The 17,388-nt window shown below is 68.5% G+C and carries 12 protein-coding genes; 4 read left to right on the top strand and 8 right to left on the bottom strand.

What is annotated here, in order from left to right; translation table 11 throughout:
* Positions 1-186: 186 nt before the first annotated feature.
* On the bottom strand, positions 187-567 hold the full coding sequence (locus NR101_RS15795; protein WP_256777068.1) for a biopolymer transporter ExbD: 381 nt from the start codon (positions 565-567) through the stop codon (positions 187-189).
* A gap of 120 nt (positions 568-687) precedes the next feature.
* Positions 688-1,098 (bottom strand): biopolymer transporter ExbD, encoded by a 411-nt coding sequence (locus NR101_RS15790; protein WP_256777070.1) that lies wholly within the window; start codon positions 1,096-1,098, stop codon positions 688-690.
* 132 nt (positions 1,099-1,230) lie between these two features.
* Between NR101_RS15790 and NR101_RS15785 the strand changes: the two genes are divergently transcribed.
* The 3 genes from NR101_RS15785 (at position 1,231) to NR101_RS15775 (ending at position 7,114) form a co-directional block, all read left to right on the top strand.
* Positions 1,231-3,222: a transglycosylase SLT domain-containing protein gene (locus NR101_RS15785; RefSeq protein WP_256777071.1), complete on the top strand. Its 1,992-nt coding sequence runs from the start codon at positions 1,231-1,233 to the stop codon at positions 3,220-3,222.
* 355 nt (positions 3,223-3,577) lie between these two features.
* Positions 3,578-4,798, top strand: a complete 1,221-nt coding sequence (locus NR101_RS15780) for a multifunctional CCA addition/repair protein (protein WP_256777072.1) — start codon at positions 3,578-3,580, stop codon at positions 4,796-4,798.
* A gap of 246 nt (positions 4,799-5,044) precedes the next feature.
* A complete protein-coding gene (locus NR101_RS15775) occupies positions 5,045-7,114 on the top strand; it encodes a TerD family protein (RefSeq protein ID WP_256777073.1) in 2,070 nt (689 codons plus the stop codon).
* 15 nt (positions 7,115-7,129) lie between these two features.
* Here the strand turns inward: NR101_RS15775 and NR101_RS15770 are convergent, their stop codons facing one another.
* From NR101_RS15770 to NR101_RS15745, 6 genes are all read right to left on the bottom strand, one after another.
* The gene (locus NR101_RS15770; RefSeq protein ID WP_256777752.1) at positions 7,130-10,114 is read right to left on the bottom strand and encodes an autotransporter domain-containing protein; all 2,985 of its coding nucleotides are present in this window, start codon (positions 10,112-10,114) and stop codon (positions 7,130-7,132) included.
* Positions 10,115-10,241: 127 nt separating this feature from the next.
* The gene (locus tag NR101_RS15765; RefSeq protein WP_256777075.1) at positions 10,242-11,309 is read right to left on the bottom strand and encodes a heparan-alpha-glucosaminide N-acetyltransferase domain-containing protein; all 1,068 of its coding nucleotides are present in this window, start codon (positions 11,307-11,309) and stop codon (positions 10,242-10,244) included.
* Positions 11,306-12,454: an N-acetylglucosamine-6-phosphate deacetylase gene (nagA, locus tag NR101_RS15760; protein WP_256777076.1), complete on the bottom strand. Its 1,149-nt coding sequence runs from the start codon at positions 12,452-12,454 to the stop codon at positions 11,306-11,308. The genes NR101_RS15765 and nagA overlap by 4 nt, the downstream gene beginning before the upstream one ends.
* Positions 12,454-13,482 carry an SIS domain-containing protein gene (locus tag NR101_RS15755; RefSeq protein WP_256777078.1) on the bottom strand — a complete coding sequence of 343 codons (1,029 nt, stop codon included), beginning with the start codon at positions 13,480-13,482 and terminating at the stop codon, positions 12,454-12,456. Before NR101_RS15755 ends, nagA begins: the two co-directional genes overlap by 1 nt.
* Positions 13,483-13,489: 7 nt before the next feature.
* The gene (locus NR101_RS15750) at positions 13,490-14,557 is read right to left on the bottom strand and encodes a LacI family DNA-binding transcriptional regulator (protein ID WP_256777080.1); all 1,068 of its coding nucleotides are present in this window, start codon (positions 14,555-14,557) and stop codon (positions 13,490-13,492) included.
* Between the two features lie 42 nt (positions 14,558-14,599).
* Positions 14,600-15,892, bottom strand: a complete 1,293-nt coding sequence (locus NR101_RS15745) for a sugar MFS transporter (RefSeq protein WP_256777081.1) — start codon at positions 15,890-15,892, stop codon at positions 14,600-14,602.
* Positions 15,893-16,262: 370 nt separating this feature from the next.
* Between NR101_RS15745 and NR101_RS15740 the strand changes: the two genes are divergently transcribed.
* Complete coding sequence (locus NR101_RS15740; protein WP_256777082.1) at positions 16,263-17,291, top strand: glucokinase family protein; 1,029 nt, start codon at positions 16,263-16,265, stop codon at positions 17,289-17,291.
* The last annotated feature ends 97 nt before the right edge of the window (positions 17,292-17,388 follow it).

The following is a 17,388-nucleotide window of genomic DNA, read 5'->3' as shown; positions in this document are numbered from 1 at the left end:
TCCTTTGTAAACAAACGGTAAACGGGCCGACGTGATGGACGACACTCTTTCACGCGGATGCGACAAATCCGAACAGGCAACAAGCCCGCCCTGCAAGGCTTTTCGGGAGGCCGTCGTCGCGGCGTACCCCGCAACGAGGCATGGTCTGGAACGGACGCAACACGCATCAACGCGCGTGCACGCCACTCAGTCGTCCGCGTCGATCCCCAGGCCCGACATCAGCCCGGCGTTGTCCACGGCAACCATCACCTCGGACAGGGCCTGGTAATCGGTGTCACCGGTGGTGCGCAGCCGCACGGTCGGGCGCTGCTGCGCCAGCAGGGTGGAAAAGACCTGCAGTTGCGCGGCCACTGCGCCCAACGGCAGCAGGACGCCGTTCCAGCGCAGGTGATTGGCCGCGTCCAGCGACAGTTCGATCGGGGGCGGACGCGGCGCATACGCCTCCGGACCGCACCATGTGGCCTGTGGCAATGGGAGGACCAACGGCCGCTGCAGCATCGGGAACGTGGCCACGACCACCACCAGCACCACCAACATCACATCCACCAACGGCGTGAGGTTGGGCATGGCGATGGGGCCGCCTGGCCTGTTACCTGGAAAAACCATCCGCTGCATCCTGCACCAAGGTGGATTGCCCGTCGTGCCATGAAAGCGTGGCCCGTCCGCACGGACAGGCCACGACCGGGGTCAGGGACGCACGAAGGCGATGCGCTCCAGGTGCGCGTTGCTGGCAGCCGCCAGCACCTTGGCCATCACCTCATACTCGGCGTCGGGGTCGGTGGCGATACGCAGCTCCGGCAGGTTGCCGGCGTGTGCCTGTGCCTGGTCCTGCATGCGTGCCTGCAGGGAGGCGACCGGCACCCCCTGCCCGTTCCAGGTGACCTGGTTGGACGCATCCACGCGCAGCTCGATCGGCGGCGGTGGCTCGGTGGGCGGCACCACGCTGGTGGTGCGTTGCGGCAAGTTGACCGGGATGGGCAAGGACACCATCGGGGCGGTCACAATGAAGATGATCAACAACACCAGCATTACATCGACCAACGGGGTGACGTTGATCTCGGCCAGTGGTCCAGACGTAGCGGCTGTGCGGAATGCCATGCTCTGTCTCTCCCAGGAGCGGGCTGCCCCATGGCCGACACTACGCCGGGCGCGGCCGATCTTCATGGCCCTGTGCGGCCCTCGTTCATGATCGAGTCGGCTTGCCCTCACCGCCCTTCACCGTGCGCCGTTATGCTCTCGGCCATGACTCGACTTCCCCTGTATTTCCTCAGCGCCTCCGTCCTGCTGGCCTGTTCCGGCGTCAGCCCGGTGGCCGACGCCCAGAACCTCGACGCGCAACGCGCGCAGGTCAAGGCCGCCATCGACAATGCCGAGCGCGGCCAGTTCGATCCTGCCCAGGCATCGGCATTGAGCAAGCATCCGCTGTACGGCTGGCTGGAGTACGCCAACCTGCGCCGCAACATCGACACCGTCAGCACCGCGCAGGCGCAGGACTTCCTCAAGCGCTACAGCGGCCAGGCCGTGGCCAGCAGCTTCCGCAGCGTGTGGCTGCCGGCGGTGGCGCGCCGCCAGGACTGGCCGACCCTGCTGGCCAACTGGGTCCCGACCGACAACGTCGGCCTGCGTTGCGCCCAGCTCAACGCACGCCAGGCCACCGGCAAGGCCGATGCGCAGTGGACCAGCGAGGCCCAGGCGATCTGGCGCAGCACCGGCAAGTCGCTGCCCGATGCCTGCGATGCGGTGTTCGCGGTACTCGATGCCAAGGGCGGCCTGAGCGCCGAACTGCGCTGGGCGCGGATCGACGCAGCCGCAGACGAACAGCAACCGGCGGTGATGCGCAGTGCCGCGCGCGGCCTGCCCGCCGCCGACCTGGCCTTGGCCAACACCTATGCCGCCTTCGTCGACAAGCCCAACGCCAGCGCGCTGAACTGGCCGCGCAACGAACGCAGCCGGCGCATCGCCACCGATGGCCTGGCCAAGCTGGCCAAGGCCGACCCGGGCGCCACCGAGCAGCAACTGCCGCAGTACGCCAGTGCGCTGCAGCTCAGTGCCGGCCAGCAGGCCCAGGTGCTGTACCAGGTCGCGCTGTGGACGGTGGCCTCGTACGGTCCCGAATCGGCGCGACGCCTGAATGCCGTGCCCGATTCGGCCTATGACGAGCGCCTGCACGAGTGGCGCGCGCGCGAGGCCATGTCGCGCGGCGACTGGCCGCAGGCGCTGGCGGCGATCCGCAAGATGGGCCCGGCCCAGCGCAGCGATTCGCGCTGGCGCTATTTCGAGGCGCGCATGCTGGAAAAGACTGGCAAGCGCAGCGAGGCCCAGCCGCTGTATCGCGACGCGGCCCGCGCGGCGACTTTCCACGGCTTCCTCGCCGCCGACCAGCTTGGCCAGTCCACCTACACGCTGTGCCCGTGGGAACCCAATGACAGCGCGCAGGCGCAGGCAGCGGTCGCGCGCGATCCAGCGATCATCCGCGCGATGGAGCTGTTCAAGATCGAGCGCGCCGGCTGGGCCGTGGCCGAATGGAACGACGCGTTGAGCCGCTACGACACCACCCAGCGCCGCATCGCGGTGGAAGTGGCGCGGGACAACGGTTGGTTCGACCGAGCGGTGTTCTCGCTCGGCAAGACCCCGGACGAGCAGCGCCTGTATTCGCTGCGCTTCCCGCTGCACCACGATGATGCGATCCGCCGCGAATCGGCACGCAATGCAATCGACCCGGCCTGGGTGGCGGCCGAGATCCGCGCCGAGAGCATCTTCAATCCGAAGGCGCGCTCGCCGGCCAACGCCATGGGCCTGATGCAGGTGCTGCCGGCCACCGGCGCCAGCGTGGCCAAGTCGATCGGCCTGGCCAACTACGGCGGCGCGGCCAGCCTGTACGACCCGGACACCAACATCGCCATCGGCACCGCCTACCTGCGCCAGCTGATGAACAAGTACGAAGGCCTGCCCTACATCACCATCGCCGCCTACAACGCCGGCCCGACCCCGACCGCACGCTGGCAGACCCAGCGCCCGGGCTTCGATCCGGACATCTGGATCGAGACCATCAGCTATAAGGAAACCCGCGAGTACGTCGCGCGCATCCTGGCCTTCAGCGTGATCTACGACTGGCGCTTGAACGGCAACGCCCTGCCCGTGACCGACCGCATGAACGGCCGCCTGCAGGCCAAGCGCAAGAACTTCACCTGCGCGGCCAACGCGGACAAGGGCGGCGACTGAGAAACGCGGCCCAAGGTAGCGCCGGCCGCTGGCCGGCTCCCCAGACCGCCCGACCACCCCGGTAGTGCCGGCCGCTGGCCGGCTCCCGACACTGCCCGAAAACCCCGATAGCGCCGGCCGCTGGCCGGCTCCCGACACTGCCAGAAAACCCAGGTAGTGCCGGCCGCTGGCCGGCTCCTCGCAATGCCCGAAGATTCCCAGGAGCCGGCCAGCGGCCGGCACTACGTCATTGTCCGGGTTCATGGCGAGCCGGCCAGCGGCCGGCACTACGTCATTGTCCGGGTTCTTGGCGAGCCGGCCAGCGGCCGGCACCACCGGTTGGCGTCGCGTTGGCCCACTGCGGCATCATGGGTACATGAAGATCTATCTTGTTGGCGGCGCCGTGCGCGACCGCATGCTGCAACGCGCCCCCGGCGACCGCGACTGGGTCGTGGTCGGCGCTTCGCAGGCGCAGATGGAAGCACTGGGCTACAAGGCGGTCGGCCGCGATTTCCCGGTGTTCCTGCATCCGGACACCGGCGAGGAATACGCACTGGCACGCACCGAGCGCAAGTCCGGCCGCGGCTACCGCGGCTTCGTGGTCGATGCCGATCCGTCGGTGACGCTCGAAGACGACCTGCTGCGCCGCGACTTCACCATCAACGCGATCGCCTGCGACGAGGCCACCGGTACGCTGGTGGACCCGTATGGCGGCGTGCGCGATATCGAACAACGCGTGCTGCGTCATGTCGGCCCGGCCTTCGTCGAAGACCCGCTGCGGGTGCTGCGTGCGGCGCGCTTCATGGCCCGCTTCGCCCCGCTCGGCTTCACCGTCGCCCCGGAAACCCTGGACCTGATGCGCCAGATCGCCGACAGCGGTGAACTGGATGCGCTGGTCCCCGAACGCGTCTGGCAGGAACTGCGCCGCGCGCTCACCTGCGCCCAGCCCTCGGCCTTCCTGCGCACGCTGCACGACGCCAGCGCGCTGCGTGCGATCCTGCCCGAGCTGGACGCGCTGTACGGCGTCCCGCAACGTGCCGAGTTTCATCCCGAAGTGGATACCGGCGTGCACCAGGAAATGGTCAGCGACATGGCCGCCCGCCTCGCGCCGGGCGATGACCTGATCGGCTTCGCCGCGCTCACCCACGACCTCGGCAAGGGCCTGACCCCGCCGTCGGAATGGCCGCGCCACATCATGCACGAGCAGCGCGGCGTGGCCCCGCTGCGTGCCCTGTGTGACCGCCTGAAGGTACCGCTGGACCACCGCCAGCTGGCCGAAGCCGTGTGCCGGGACCATCTCAATGTGCACCGCATCGATGAACTGCGCGATGCCACCGTGCTGGAACTGCTGAGCCGGTGCGACGGCTTCCGCCGTCCGGAGCGCATCGCGCAGATCGCGCTGTGCTGCGAGGCGGACAAGCGCGGCCGGCTCGGCTTCGAGGACAGCGACTACCCGCAGGGTGCAACGCTCAACCGGTTGCACCAGGCTGCCTTGGCGGTACAAGCGCGCGACCTGGACTTGACCCATCTGAGGGGCCCGGCGGTGGGTGAGGCGTTGGCGAGGGCGCGTACACAGGCGATCGGCGCGGTGCGCTGATCGCTTCAACGGACAGGTGCGTGAGGATTCCATCTGCGATCCTCCCCCGCACCCCTGCCGGATCACGCTCGGCCGCCAGCGCGGGGCGGTCCGTCGGGCGGAGGTCAGGCACATTGAAACGCACCGCGGTTACTGGGTAAGCTTGCGACGGGGCGGCTATGAGGGTGCTTCCTTCTACACTTCGAACTAGTGCCTTCGCTTTCCGCCCCACCTCTTTTCCTGCCGCCACGCATCCCACGGTAAGCCATGAACCCGATGCTGTTGCGGCGCAGATCCAAGGTCATCCTAAGCGCGGGACGCGAGCGCCAGCCGCTTGAGGTGGTCGCCACGCTGCAGAAAAACCTGGAAGCCCTCGGCTTCCAGATGTCGCCTTCGCTGTGCGAGCAGGTGGCCACGTTGTCGCTGACCCAGGTGGAGGCGTTCTACAAGCGCCTGATCCGCGCCTTGCGCGAGATGCTGGGCGCGCATCGGAATTACGCGCCGCTGTACCCGGACTTCCCGGCACAGATGATGCGCGCCAGCGATGCCGAACGGTACTGGAACGCGTATCTGCACTATCGCGGCCAGCTCGATCGCGTGGGCGAGGCCACGCCGCGACCGCCCCGGCAGGACGTGCCCAACTGGCGCGTGCTCGAACTGGGCACACAGGACGAGGTGGATGCGCTGTTTGTGGCGCTTGCCGCCGCGCGTACGCCGTACTCCCCGGAAGACAGCGCCGATGTGCGCTGGTACGTGGCGCAGCATCGCGAGCGCGCGTTGTCGCTGCTTCCCGAGACACTCCCCTGCAAGGAGAACCTTGCCGTGGTCGTGGCCGCGCTGCTTGCCGATGAAGGCACGGCCGATCCGCGCGTCCTCGCCCTGGGCCGTCATGTGCGCACCGCCACCGATGTGCTGCGCATCGCCGTAGCGCTGGACGACGGCGACGTATCGCTGGCCACGCCCACCCGCTTCGGGCGCTACCGGCGTCCTTTGCGCCGTGCGCTGCTCAACTGGTTGGAGAAAATGCCCAACCGCCTGGAAGACCTGCAGCGCTGGACGCCGCGCTGGGTGCGCCTGGCCGAGCGCCTGCACCCTGGCGAACATGCCGCGCGGTTCCCGGGCACCGCCGCCGACTTCGCCCGGCTGCGCGCTGGGCAGCGCCTGCGTGGTTTCAACGCGCAGGTGGAATGCGCCCTGGCCGATGACGATGTCGGCACCGCGCTGGCGGTACTGCGCGCACGGCCGGGTGAACTGGCACGGCGACTGGACGCGCTCGCCCGGCGCAGCCACAACGTACAGGACGTGGTGGACACGTTCGCACAGGTGGCGGCCTCGGTGTCCACCCCGGTGCTACTGCAGGTGATGACCCACTTCCAGCACCGCGCGGCACCCCGCGGTCTGCGCGTCTTCCTGCCCAAGGGCCAGGTCGGCAAGCTGTACGCGATCCCCGATCGCCTTGTCCCACTCGATGCCGATCTCTGCGCGGCGCTGGCCCTGCGCTGCGAACAAGCGTTGCTCGCCCGCTTCGCCGCGTTGCCGCCCCTGGGCGCCAGTTACATCGACCCGGCCTTGTCGCGCTACCTGGTGCCGTTCTCGCAACGCTCGGCATCCAAGGCATTGCGTACGCTGGTGCGCGGCAGCCGCGTGCCCCTGTCGGACGCCAACACCCTGCGCATGTTCTGCTGGTGGCGCAATGGGAAATCCCGCGTGGATATCGATCTGTCGGCCGCCATCTACGGCGAGGACGTTCAGTACATCGATACGTTGGCCTATTACAACCTGGCCACCTTCGGCGCCCATCACAGCGGCGACATCGTCGATGCGCCGCAGGGTGCGAGCGAGTTCATCGATATCGATATCGATCACTGCCGGGAGCGTGGCATCCGCTGGATCGTGATGTGCCTGAGCAGCTTCAGCGGCCAGGCGTACTGCGATCTGCCCGAGTGCTTCGCCGGCTGGATGGCGCGCACCGCGCCGGATTCAGGCGAGATCTATGAGCCCGGCACCGTGGTGGATCGGTTCGACCTGGCCTCGGACACCACCTTCTGCTTGCCGATCGCCTTCGACCTGGTGGAACGCCAGGCGCTGTGGCTGGACATCGGACTCACCAGCACGCCGCGATTTGCCGTCAACGTGGCCAACAACCTTGCCGGCGTGTCGCTGATGCTGCGTGCGATATCGTCACTGCCCAAGACCACCCTGCACACGTTGTTCGACCTGCATGTGCGCGCACGCGGACACAGGGTAAGCGCACCGGATCAGGCAGCAACCGTCTTCGCGGTCGATCAGGGCATTACCCCGACCGACCTGCCAAGAATCAGCGCCGGGTTCCTGTAACACTGCCCACTGCTGTCACCAGTCAAACCGCAGCCCGATATTCCCTTCGATCACCTTGCGTTCCTTGCGTGCGCTGCTTTCCAGGTCACGTGTGTAATCGGCCACCGCAAACGCGCTGACGTTGGCGTTGAAACGCGCCACCACGCCCACGCCCACTTCCAGCGCACGCGCATCCTGCTGGTTGAGGATGCGGTTGCTGTCGAAATCGATGCGGTCTTCGCCGTCCAGGGTCTGCCAGTAATTGAGCTTGATGTACGGCTGCCAGCCGTTGCCGGCGATGTCGTAGTCGGCAGCCAGGCGCAGGCCGACGCGTCCGGTCCAGGCGTTGTCGTTGTCAAAGCGCAGCGCGGACACCGCGTCGCCGGCATCATCCACCGACGTGCGCTGCCAGATCACCTGCAGCTGGGGTTCCAGCCACCACGCACTCTGCCCGAAGCGCAGCAGCGGCTTGCCCACTTCCAGCGAGGCGGTGGTGCCATCGCCGCGCACGTCGATGCCCAGCCCGCGCGAGGACGTTGCGTCGCCGTCGTATCGGCTCTGCATCACTACCGCGTCCAGGTAGCCACCGGCACTGCCGGCGCGGGTCCAGTACACGCCCACGTGTTTGTCATCCAGCCGCGTCCGGCCCACCGCGACGTTTTCCCAGCCGATCGCAAAACCGGTCACGTTGCCCTGCGCACGGGTGCGCCCGACAAACACGCCGAACTGGTCGCGGTGGGTATCGGCCGCGTTGGCGTACAGGTCCAAGCCGGCCTGGATGCCCTGGATGTCGCCGTCGAAGCCGGGCTGCGCGTCGCCGTCCCACTGCTGTTCGTGGCTCTGCCCCACCAGCCGCGCCCAAGCCGCGCGCACGCCACCCTGCCCGGCCAGCAGACGCTGCTCGCCCTGGCGTTCGTGGAAAGTGCCCAGGCTGGCCAGGCTGGTCTCGCGCAGCAGCGGCGGCACCACCGAGTACAGGCCGGTCTCGAAGCGGTAGAGCGGAATGATGTCGCCCTGCGCAGGGCGCGCCCCGGGCGTGGGCGGCACCGCCAGCGGCCCGGGCACACCGGCCACCTCGGTGGGCACCGGCGGCGGGGTATCGATGCTGGGCGGCGCGACGTCGGCGGGGGCGGCCGGCTCGGGAGGCGGGGCCGGCTCGGCCGCGGTTGGGTTCGGATCATCCGGCGGGTTGACGTCCGGCGGTGGCGGCGCTGCGGGCGGCAGGTCGACCGGCGGCGTGCCGGTGCTCTCCGGTGGCGGCGGCGGTGTCGCCAGGATGCCGCCGGGCGCGGGCGACGGTGCGGGGGTGGCGGCGGCCACCAAGGTCGAGCGCAGGTACCAGTTCTCGGCCGTGCCGCCGCTGACCCCGCCCTTGAATAGGAAGTACTCGTACGCCCCGGCGGCGACCGGGTTGTACAGCGCGAACGCGCTGGGCGCGGTAGTGGCGCCGTTGATCGCCTGCACCACCAGGATGCCGTCGGCCACGGTGGAGGCACCGCCGCCGCCGGCGTTGAGGATGCCCACGCCGGTGGTGCCACTGGCGCTGCCGGTGGAGATCACCAGCTTGTCCGACGCCGAGCTGTCGTCGCCCAGCACGGTGTTGAGGTACAGCGCGCCGCCAGTGCCGACATAGTTGCCAACCACGGTAAAGGTATCGCCCACACCGCCACCGTTGCTCAGGTCGATGCGACCGGCGTTGGTGAGCGTGGCCAGCTGCCCGGCGACGAACGGGGCGACGCCGCCGTTGCTGCCACCGCCAAACACCGCGCTGGTGGCATCGATATCCAGGCGGCCGGTGCCACTGGCGCTGTCGCCCAGCAGCAGGGTGCCGTCGAAGGCCAGCTGGGTATCGTCGCGCAGCGCCACCTGCTCCCAGTTGGCAAAGCGCGCCACGCCGCTGGTTTTGACGTTGTCGAAACCGAGCACGTCATTGCCCGGCCCACCGTCGAACACCGGCAGTGCGCCCAGGTGGGCGTTATTGAGGTTGGTCAGCTGCGCGACGTCATTGCCTTCGCCGAAATCGATGGCCCCGTACACCACCCCGCCGCCGTTCCAGGTCAGGGTGTCGTTGCCGAAGCTCAGCCGGATTTCACCGCGCACGGTGCCGCCGGTGATGGTCACCGCGTCATCGCCGCCGCTGACGCTGATGTTGCCGCCGATGTACCCGTCGGACAGCACGATGGTGTCGCGCCCGAAGCCGGTGACCAGGTTGCCGTCGATGGTGCCGCCGGACATCAGGAAGGTGTTGTCGTCCAGCTTCATGTTCACCCGGCCGATGCGGCCGCCGGTCATTTCGGCATAGTCGCCATCGTCGAACGCCCCAACAATGCGGCCGCCGGTCATGCGGAAGCGGTCCAGCGCGTCGCCCTGCAGCAGCGCGCCGATGCTGCCACCGGTCATCAGGAAGGTGTCGATGCCCGAGCCCTGCACCACGGGGCCGGTCACGCTGCCGCCGCTGATTTGCAGAGTGTCCTCGCCATCGCCCTGGTCGACGCTGTCGATCACGCCGTCGCCGATCACCAGGGTGTCGTTGCCTGCGCCCTGCAGCACGCCGCCCTGGATGCTGCCGCCGAGCATGTCGATGCGGTCGTTGCCGGCACCGGACACGACGCCGCCGGTACTGCCGGCAATGGTGCCGCGGTTGATCAGGTAGGTGGCCCCATCGAGCTGCAGCGCGCGCCCCGCGTTGGCGATGATGCTGCCACTGTTGTCGATGACATGCCCGCTGCCGGCCTGCACGGTGATCGCGTTGCCGCTGGCGATACCGAGCTGCGCGTTGGCCAGCACGTTGATGGTCGTGTTCGATGCGCCACCGGCGGTGACGATCGGCACTGGATCCGGATTGGGCGCTGCGGTCGAGCAGGTCACCGTTTGGCCCTGACCGGGGGCGGGGTTGTCGCAGCCGGCCCACGCCGGCGCGGCCCCGGTCAGCAGGAGCGTGCCAAAGGCTCCCCGGCACCCCAGGCGCAGCCAGTGCGAAATGCGGTCGGCGAGCACGGTGCGTGCCGGCGAAACGGTCATGGAGCGCATACGCCTTTCCTGTTCTACAAGAGGGGTACGGCACCGGCCCAGTGGTTCTATGCAGACCGACGTCAGTACTTTTACCGTCGCGCCGTGATGAGGGGGGTAAAAGAATGTGATGCCACAGTTAGATTTTGAGGTAGATGCGTCGCGCGTCCAACGCCCACACCACGCCCCACCACACCGCCACGAACCCCACCGCACACAGCAGCGAGGCCAGTTTGGGGGCCGTCGGCAGCAGCGTCGACAGGGCCAGGTACAGCCACCCCCATGCGCCGCCGGCCATCAGCAGCAGCGCCATCGCCGACGAGCCAAGGTAAGCCGCGATGGCGTTGACGCCGAAGCGCCGGCCCAGCGCGGGCGCGCCCCAGCGATCAACCAGCAGGTGGGCCAGCAACAAGGCCGTCACCGACAGCCCGCCGGTCCACAGCACGAAACCGGGGGTCCACAGCTGCTTGTTGAGGGGCAGCCACAGGGCCGCCACGCCGCCCAGGAGCAGGCATGCCGCTGCCAGCACCGCCAGCCCGCCCACCTGCCCTGTGCGCAGCCACGCGCCCGCACGCAGGCCCAGCACCGTCGTGGCGACCGCGCCCAGGCTGCTCAGCAGCCCTTCGGGGTCGTGGCCGAGCCCGGTCAGCGGGTCGTACTTGTAGAGCAGCGGCGCGAACAACGCGGTATCCAGGCGGCTGGCCGGGTTGACCCACGGGGCCAGCGAATCGGCCCCCAGCAGGAGCGCGGTGTACGCCAGCAGCAGTCCGACCAGCACCGCCCATTGCGTGCGGGCGCGCGTCTGGATGGCCAGCAGTCCGACCACCGCCACGCACAGCGCGATCCGCTGCAGAACCCCCCACAGCCGGTAGGCCGGCAGGTCCATCAACCACCAGGCAAGCAGGTGCAGCAGCGCACCGGCCAGCGCGATGCGCAGCGCACGCTGCAGCAGGCCACTGCGCAGGGCCGGACGCAGCGTCTGCTGGCCCGCGCGCGGTGCCAGGCTGAAGGCCATCGACACGCCGGCAATGAACAGGAACAGCGGAAAAATCAGGTCGGTCGGGGTAAAACCATGCCAATCGGCGTGCAGCAGCGGCGCGTACACATGGCCCCAGTCGCCGGGGTTGTTGACCAGCAGCATCGCGGCCACGGTCAGCCCGCGCAGGGCGTCGATCGAGCCCATGCGCGGCGCGGCGGCAGCGCTCATGCGTCCTTGCGCTGGCCGGCGATCCAGGTGCTGCGCACCTGCAGCGCGTCGTCCAGCAGCACCAGGTCGGCCTGGTAGCCTTCGGCAATCTCGCCCAGTCGGTCGTCCAGGTTGAGGAACTGCGCCGGATAGCGCGAGGCCATGCGCGCCGCTTCGTCCAGCGGCAGGCCGAGCAGCTGCACCGCATTGCGCACGGCGGTGGCCATGTCCAGTGCCGATCCGGCCAACGAACCGGCCGCGTTGCGCACCACCCCATCCACGGCGGTGATCACCTCGCCATACAGTTCGTAGCTTGGGCTGTCCGCGCCCACCGGCGGCATCGCGTCGGTGACCAGCATGACCTTGCCGCGCGGCTTGGCCGCCAGCGCCACGCGCAGGCTGGCCGGATGCACGTGCACGCCGTCGGCAATGATCCCGATCCAGCTGTCGCGGTCTTCCAGCGCCGCGCCCACCGCACCCGGCTCGCGCCCGGTCAACGGCGACATCGCGTTATACAGATGGGTGAAGCCACGGATGCCGGCATCCAGCCCGGCGCGTGCTTCTTCGTAACTCGCTGCGGTGTGCCCTGCGGCGACGATCACGCCGCGTTCGACCAGCGCGCGGATGCGCTCCAGCGGCACCCGCTCGGGGGCAAGCGTGAGCAGGGTGACGCCGTTGTCGAGCGAGGCCGCCAGCGCGATCTCCTCGGCATCGGGCACGCGGAACGTGTTGGCGTCGTGGGTGCCCTTGCGCGCAGGGGCGATGTACGGGCCCTCCAGATGGATGCCGAGCACGCCCGGCACGCCCTGCGCGATGGCCGAACGGGTCGCGTCGATCGCGCGGCGCATCACCTGCACGTCGTCGCTGATCAGCGTCGGCAGCAGCCCGGTGGTGCCGAAGCGGCGGTGCGCGGCGGCAAGCCGGCGCAGGCTCTCCACGTCCGGCGTGTTGTTGAACAGCACGCCGCCGCCGCCATTGACCTGGGCGTCGATGAAGCCGGGCAGCAGCCAGCCGCCGCCGAGGTCCACCTGTTCGTCGGCGGTGCCCAGCTGCGGGGCGGCATCGGAGACCAGCGCGGTGATGCGGCCGTCTTCGATCACTACCGCCAGGTCATCGCGGAATTCGTCGCCGGCCAGGATGCGGGCGTTGCGCAGCACGGTTTTCATCAGACGGTTTCCGTCACCTTGTTCAGATGCGGCGGCAGGTCCGGGTTGTGCCCGCGGCGCAGCGCCAGTGCATTGATCGCGCGATAGAACGCCTGCACGTGCAGCAGCGGCGCGCAGGCCGGATGTGGAGCCGCCGGCAGCGGCAGATCGCCGTCGGCATCGGAGAGCCACACCTGCGCATCGCGTGCAGCGAATTCCTTCAGCACCGCGCGGGTACCGGCGCCGGTTTCATCGGGCTGGGCGAAGGCCAGCACCGGGAAGCCCGGACCCACCAGCGCCATCGGGCCGTGCTTCACTTCGGCCGAGCTGTAGGCTTCGGCATGCAGGCCACAGGTTTCCTTGAATTTGAGTGCGGCTTCCTGCGCCGCGCCCAGGCCCAGTCCGCGGCCGAGCACGAACAGATTGTGTGCCGGGACCAGCCCCTCGGTAAGTGCGGACCAGTCGCTGTTCCAGGCCTGGCGCAGCGCGTCTGGCAGCGTGCGCAGCGCGGCGATCAGCGCCGCATCCTGGCTCCAGTAGGCCACCAGCTGCAGGATCGCCGAGAGCGAGGCCAGGTAGCTTTTGGTTGCCGCGACGCTGCGCTCGGCGCCGGCCCCGAGCGGGATCACGGTGTCGGCCAGCTGCGCCAGCGGCGAGTCCTCGACATTGACCAGCGCCACCACGCGCGCACCGGCCGCACGCGCGGCCTCGGCGTTGCGCAGCAGGTCCGGGCTCTTGCCCGACTGGGAAATCACGATGTACAGCGCACCGCGCAGTTTCAGCGGCGCTTCGTAGACCGAGCCCACCGATGGCGAGGCCGACGCGGTGACCAGGCCCAGCCTGGTTTCCAGCAGGTACTTGACGTAGGTGGCGGCATGGTCCGAGCTGCCCCGCGCGCAGGTCACCACGAACGGCGGTGGTGCCGCGCGCAGGCTGGCGGCCAGGGTTTCCACCGCAGCCTGGTTGCGCGCGAACTGCGCGGCAATCACATCGGCCGCTTCGGCGGCTTCGCGGTACATCAGGGTGTCGTGGGGGGCAGGCAGGGACATGCGGGACTCAGGTGGTTTCAGGAGAAGGAGGGCGCGCGCCCTGCGGGCGCATCGGCGCGGTGGAACCGCGCACCACCAGCTGCGGCACGAAGCCCTGGTTCTGCAGCTGCAGCGGTGCGTCGTCGTAGGCATCGCTGCGCAGCTGGGCGATCAGCAGGCGCGCGGCATGCCGGGCGATGTCTTCAGTGGCCTGCTTGGCGGTGGTCAGCGGTGGCCACGACTGGCGCGAGAACGGGCTGTCCTCGAAACCGGCGATGGACAGGTCGTAGGGCACGTTCATCCCCGCCGACTTGGCGGCGGCCAGCACGCCGGCCGCGATTTCATCGTTGGAACCGAAGATCGCCGTCGGCGGCTCGCGCAGCGCCAGCAGCCGACGCGCGCCACGGAAACCATCGTCGAAGGTGTAATCGCCCTGCACCACCAGGTGCTTGTCGATGCTCATGCCGTAGTCGCGCAGCGCCGCTTCATAGCCGGCGTAGCGCTCGCCGCTGGAGCGGTGCGAGCTGCCGCCCCAGAGGAAACCGATGCGCAGGTGGCCGAGCTGGATCAGGTGCTCGGTGATTTCATACGCAGCCTCGCGGTCATCGACGAACACGCAGGCACCGTCTTCGGGATCGGCGGTGGCGGCGATGATCCGCACCAGCTTGATGCCGCGCGCGGTCAGTGCCGCGACCAGATCGGCGCGTTCGGACATCGGCGCGGTCAGCACCAGCCCGGCCAACCGTGAACGCTGCACCCAGTCGGCCAGTTCCTCGGCCAGCATCGGCGAGCTTGAATCGCAGGGATGGATCTGCAGTCCGAACCCGGTCTCGCGGCAGGCTGCCAACACGCCATTCTGCACGCCGATGATGTGGTACGGGTTGGGGTTGTCGTAGACCAGACCGACCACCAGCGTGGTGCCGGTGCGCAGGTTGCGCGCGGCCGGATCGGGCTCGTAATCCAGTTCGGCGATGGCCCGCAGTACCCGCGCGCGGGTGGCCTGCATGACCGAGGGTTCATTGTTGATGACGCGCGAGACCGTCTTCAGCGACACCTTGGCCCGTTCGGCAACATCCTTGATGGTCGCTCTGCGCATGCTCTTTTCCTGCGGGTCCCGTTGGACGTCCATGATCGCCGATCACTGCCCTTCGCGGGAAAGCCCCACCCGGTGCCCGCGCACCGAGTAGAACAGGATGTAGAGGTAGCACGGCACCATCAGCCCGGCGAACACCCACTGGAAGTCAAAATGCTGCTTGAGCACCGCAAACGCCTGGGGAATGATCGCCCCGCCGGCGATGGCCATCACCAGCAGCGCCGAGCCGGTTTCGGTGAAGCGCCCCAGGCCACGGATCGCCAACGGGAAGATCGCCGGCCACATCATCGCGTTGGCAAAACCCAGCGCGGCGACGAAACCGACTGACACATAGCCATGGGAGAGCAGCGCGCCGATGCAGAACAGCACGCCCAGGACGGCCGAGATGCTCAGGTAGCGCGACTGCGAGACCCGGTGCGGGATCAGCGCCAGGCCGGCCAGGTAGCCCAGCAGCATGGCGCCCAGGGTGATCGAGGTGAACATCTTGGTCTGGTCCAGCGGCAGGTTGAAGCTGTGCCCGTAGGTCCCGATGGCATCGCCGGCCATCACTTCCACGCCGACGTAGACGAACAGGCACAGCACGCCCAGCCACAGGTGCGGGAACTGGAAGATGCTGGTGCGCTCGGCCACGCCGGGCGCGCGCGCCGGAGTGGCATTGGCCTCGGCGGTCTTCAGTTCCGGCAGCGGCGAGAACAGCACGCCCACCGCCAGCACCACCAGCAGCCCGGCCATGGCCATGTAAGGCAGCTGGATCTTGGCGGCGAAGGTATCCAGCAGCACCGTCTTGGTGGCTGCGTCGGCCACCTTCACCTGCGCATCCAGGTCACCGATGCCGTGCAGCACCAGCGTGCCGATCAGCACCGGCGCCAGCATGCCGGCGATCTTGTTGCAGATGCCCATCAGCGCGATGCGCCGGGCAGCGGTCTCGATCGGGCCGAGAATGCTGATGTACGGATTGACCGCCGTCTGCAGCAGGGCCAACCCGCTGCCGATGATGAACAGGCCGCTGAGCGCGCCCGGGTACCAGCGTTGCTGGGCGAAGTGCGCAAACACCACCGCACCGGCGGCCATCACCAGCAGGCTCAGGCTCAGGCCCTTCTTCATGCCGGTGCGCTTGAGGATCCACGAGGCCGGCAGCGCCAGGAAGAAGTAGGACAGGTAGAACACCATCAGCACCAGGAAGGCGCCGACCTCGTCCAGCTCGAAGGCCAGCTTGACGAAGGTGATCAGCGGGCCGTTGAGCCAGGTGAAGAAGCCGATCAGGAAGAACAGCACGCCGATGATCAGGATCGAAGTGAGCACGCTTGAACGCGCGGAGGCAGCAGGCACGGCAGACATCAAGAGAGCTCCTGCATCGACGGCGCGGGGCGGCGTCGGAAGAGTGGCTGGGAACAACGTTGTCACATTTATTCGTCGGGGCGATCGGGTTTGTCAACAAGCGGTTTTTGCCCAACCTGCCGAAGCGGTCGTGCTGCACCTGCGCAGATCGCATGCCCCGCCACGCTTGGCGGTGCGCCATGCGGTCATTCCCACTCGGTTGCAAAAACATGACGGCCGTTGGCTGAAAACGTTTTCCCAGAGGGGCGCCCGTTGCGGCGCAACATCGAAAGTGTGAGGTTATCGTTGACATCGTTGTCAGAACGATTACAGACTCCGCCTCAATCGCCAGGCCTTATCGCTGGACCTGCGCACATCCAAGGGAGTCCGTGTGACCGCAGCTGCCCACTCCGTCCAGGCCCATGACCTGCCCGCCACGGTGCCGCCCTTCCTGGCCGCCGATGTCGGCGGGACCCACGTGCGCGTGGCCCGGGTCCAGGCCGGCACCGATCCGGACCATCCGGTGCAGCTGCTGGAGTACCGCAAGTTCCGCAATGCCGACTATCCCGGCCTGAGCGCGATCCTGACCGACTTCCTCGGCAGCGGCCCGCGTCCGGCGCACTGCGTGGTGGCCACCGCCGGCGTTGCCCGCGCCGACGGCACGGTGATCACCGCCAACGTGCCCTGGCCCCTGTCGGCGCGCCGCATCGAACAGGACGTCGGCCTGGACCAGGTCTACATCGTCAACGACTTCGAGGCCGTGGCCTACGCCGCGTCCCAGGTCGATGCCAGCGGCGTGCTGCAGTTGACCGGCCCGGCCAGCGCACCACGCGGCCCGACCCTGGTGGTCGGCCCCGGTACCGGCCTGGGCGCGGCGGTCTGGATTCCGACCGCGCACGGCGCGGTGGTGCTGGCCACCGAAGCCGGACAGCCAACCCTGGCCACCACCACCGAGCTGGAAATGGCGATCGTGCGCCAGATGCAGCGCGAACATGCGCATGTGTCCGTCGAGCACGCGCTGTCCGGCCCTGGGCTGATGAATCTCTATCGCGCCCTGTGTGCACTCAACCACCAGCCGCCGACGCTGGCCAGCCCCGATGCGGTCACCGCCGCGGCCATGGCCGACCAGGATCCGCTGGCACGGCTGAGCCTGGAGGTGTTCTGCGGCCTGCTCGGCAGCACCATCGGCGACATGGCCCTGCAGTACGGCATCACCGGCGGTGTCTACCTGGCCGGCGGCATCCTGCCGCAGATCCGTCAATTCCTGTTGAACAGCACTTTCGTACCGCGGTACCTCAACAAGGGCCCGATGCGCGAAGCGCTGGAACGCATTCCCGTGAAGGTGGTCGAGCACGGGCAGCTGGGCGTCATCGGCGCCGCCAGCTGGTACCTGGGACATAGGGACCACCCGCACGCCTGACACGGCGCGCCGGGCACGCAACACGCAGTACGTGGCACCCATGGCGCGCCCGGCAAAGGGCGCGCGGCAAAGTCGTACCAGACGCAAGAAGACACGC

It is taken from the genome of Stenotrophomonas sp. Ste86, from assembly GCF_024519465.1.
Taxonomy (GTDB): domain Bacteria; phylum Pseudomonadota; class Gammaproteobacteria; order Xanthomonadales; family Xanthomonadaceae; genus Stenotrophomonas.
This window is presented reverse-complemented; position numbering and strand designations above follow the sequence as displayed.

Bases quoted from the DNA above. Each gene is read 5' to 3' on its own strand.
- NR101_RS15795 (WP_256777068.1), bottom strand. From the start codon at position 567: ATGCCCAACCTCACGCCGTTGGTGGATGTGATGTTGGTGGTGCTGGTG.
- NR101_RS15790 (WP_256777070.1), bottom strand. From the start codon at position 1,098: ATGGCATTCCGCACAGCCGCTACGTCTGGACCACTGGCCGAGATCAAC.
- NR101_RS15785 (WP_256777071.1), top strand. From the start codon at position 1,231: ATGCTCTCGGCCATGACTCGACTTCCCCTGTATTTCCTCAGCGCCTCC.
- NR101_RS15780 (WP_256777072.1), top strand. From the start codon at position 3,578: ATGAAGATCTATCTTGTTGGCGGCGCCGTGCGCGACCGCATGCTGCAA.
- NR101_RS15775 (WP_256777073.1), top strand. From the start codon at position 5,045: ATGAACCCGATGCTGTTGCGGCGCAGATCCAAGGTCATCCTAAGCGCG.
- NR101_RS15770 (WP_256777752.1), bottom strand. From the start codon at position 10,114: ATGACCGTTTCGCCGGCACGCACCGTGCTCGCCGACCGCATTTCGCAC.
- NR101_RS15765 (WP_256777075.1), bottom strand. From the start codon at position 11,309: ATGAGCGCTGCCGCCGCGCCGCGCATGGGCTCGATCGACGCCCTGCGC.
- nagA (WP_256777076.1), bottom strand. From the start codon at position 12,454: ATGAAAACCGTGCTGCGCAACGCCCGCATCCTGGCCGGCGACGAATTC.
- NR101_RS15755 (WP_256777078.1), bottom strand. From the start codon at position 13,482: ATGTCCCTGCCTGCCCCCCACGACACCCTGATGTACCGCGAAGCCGCC.
- NR101_RS15750 (WP_256777080.1), bottom strand. From the start codon at position 14,557: ATGCGCAGAGCGACCATCAAGGATGTTGCCGAACGGGCCAAGGTGTCG.
- NR101_RS15745 (WP_256777081.1), bottom strand. From the start codon at position 15,892: ATGTCTGCCGTGCCTGCTGCCTCCGCGCGTTCAAGCGTGCTCACTTCG.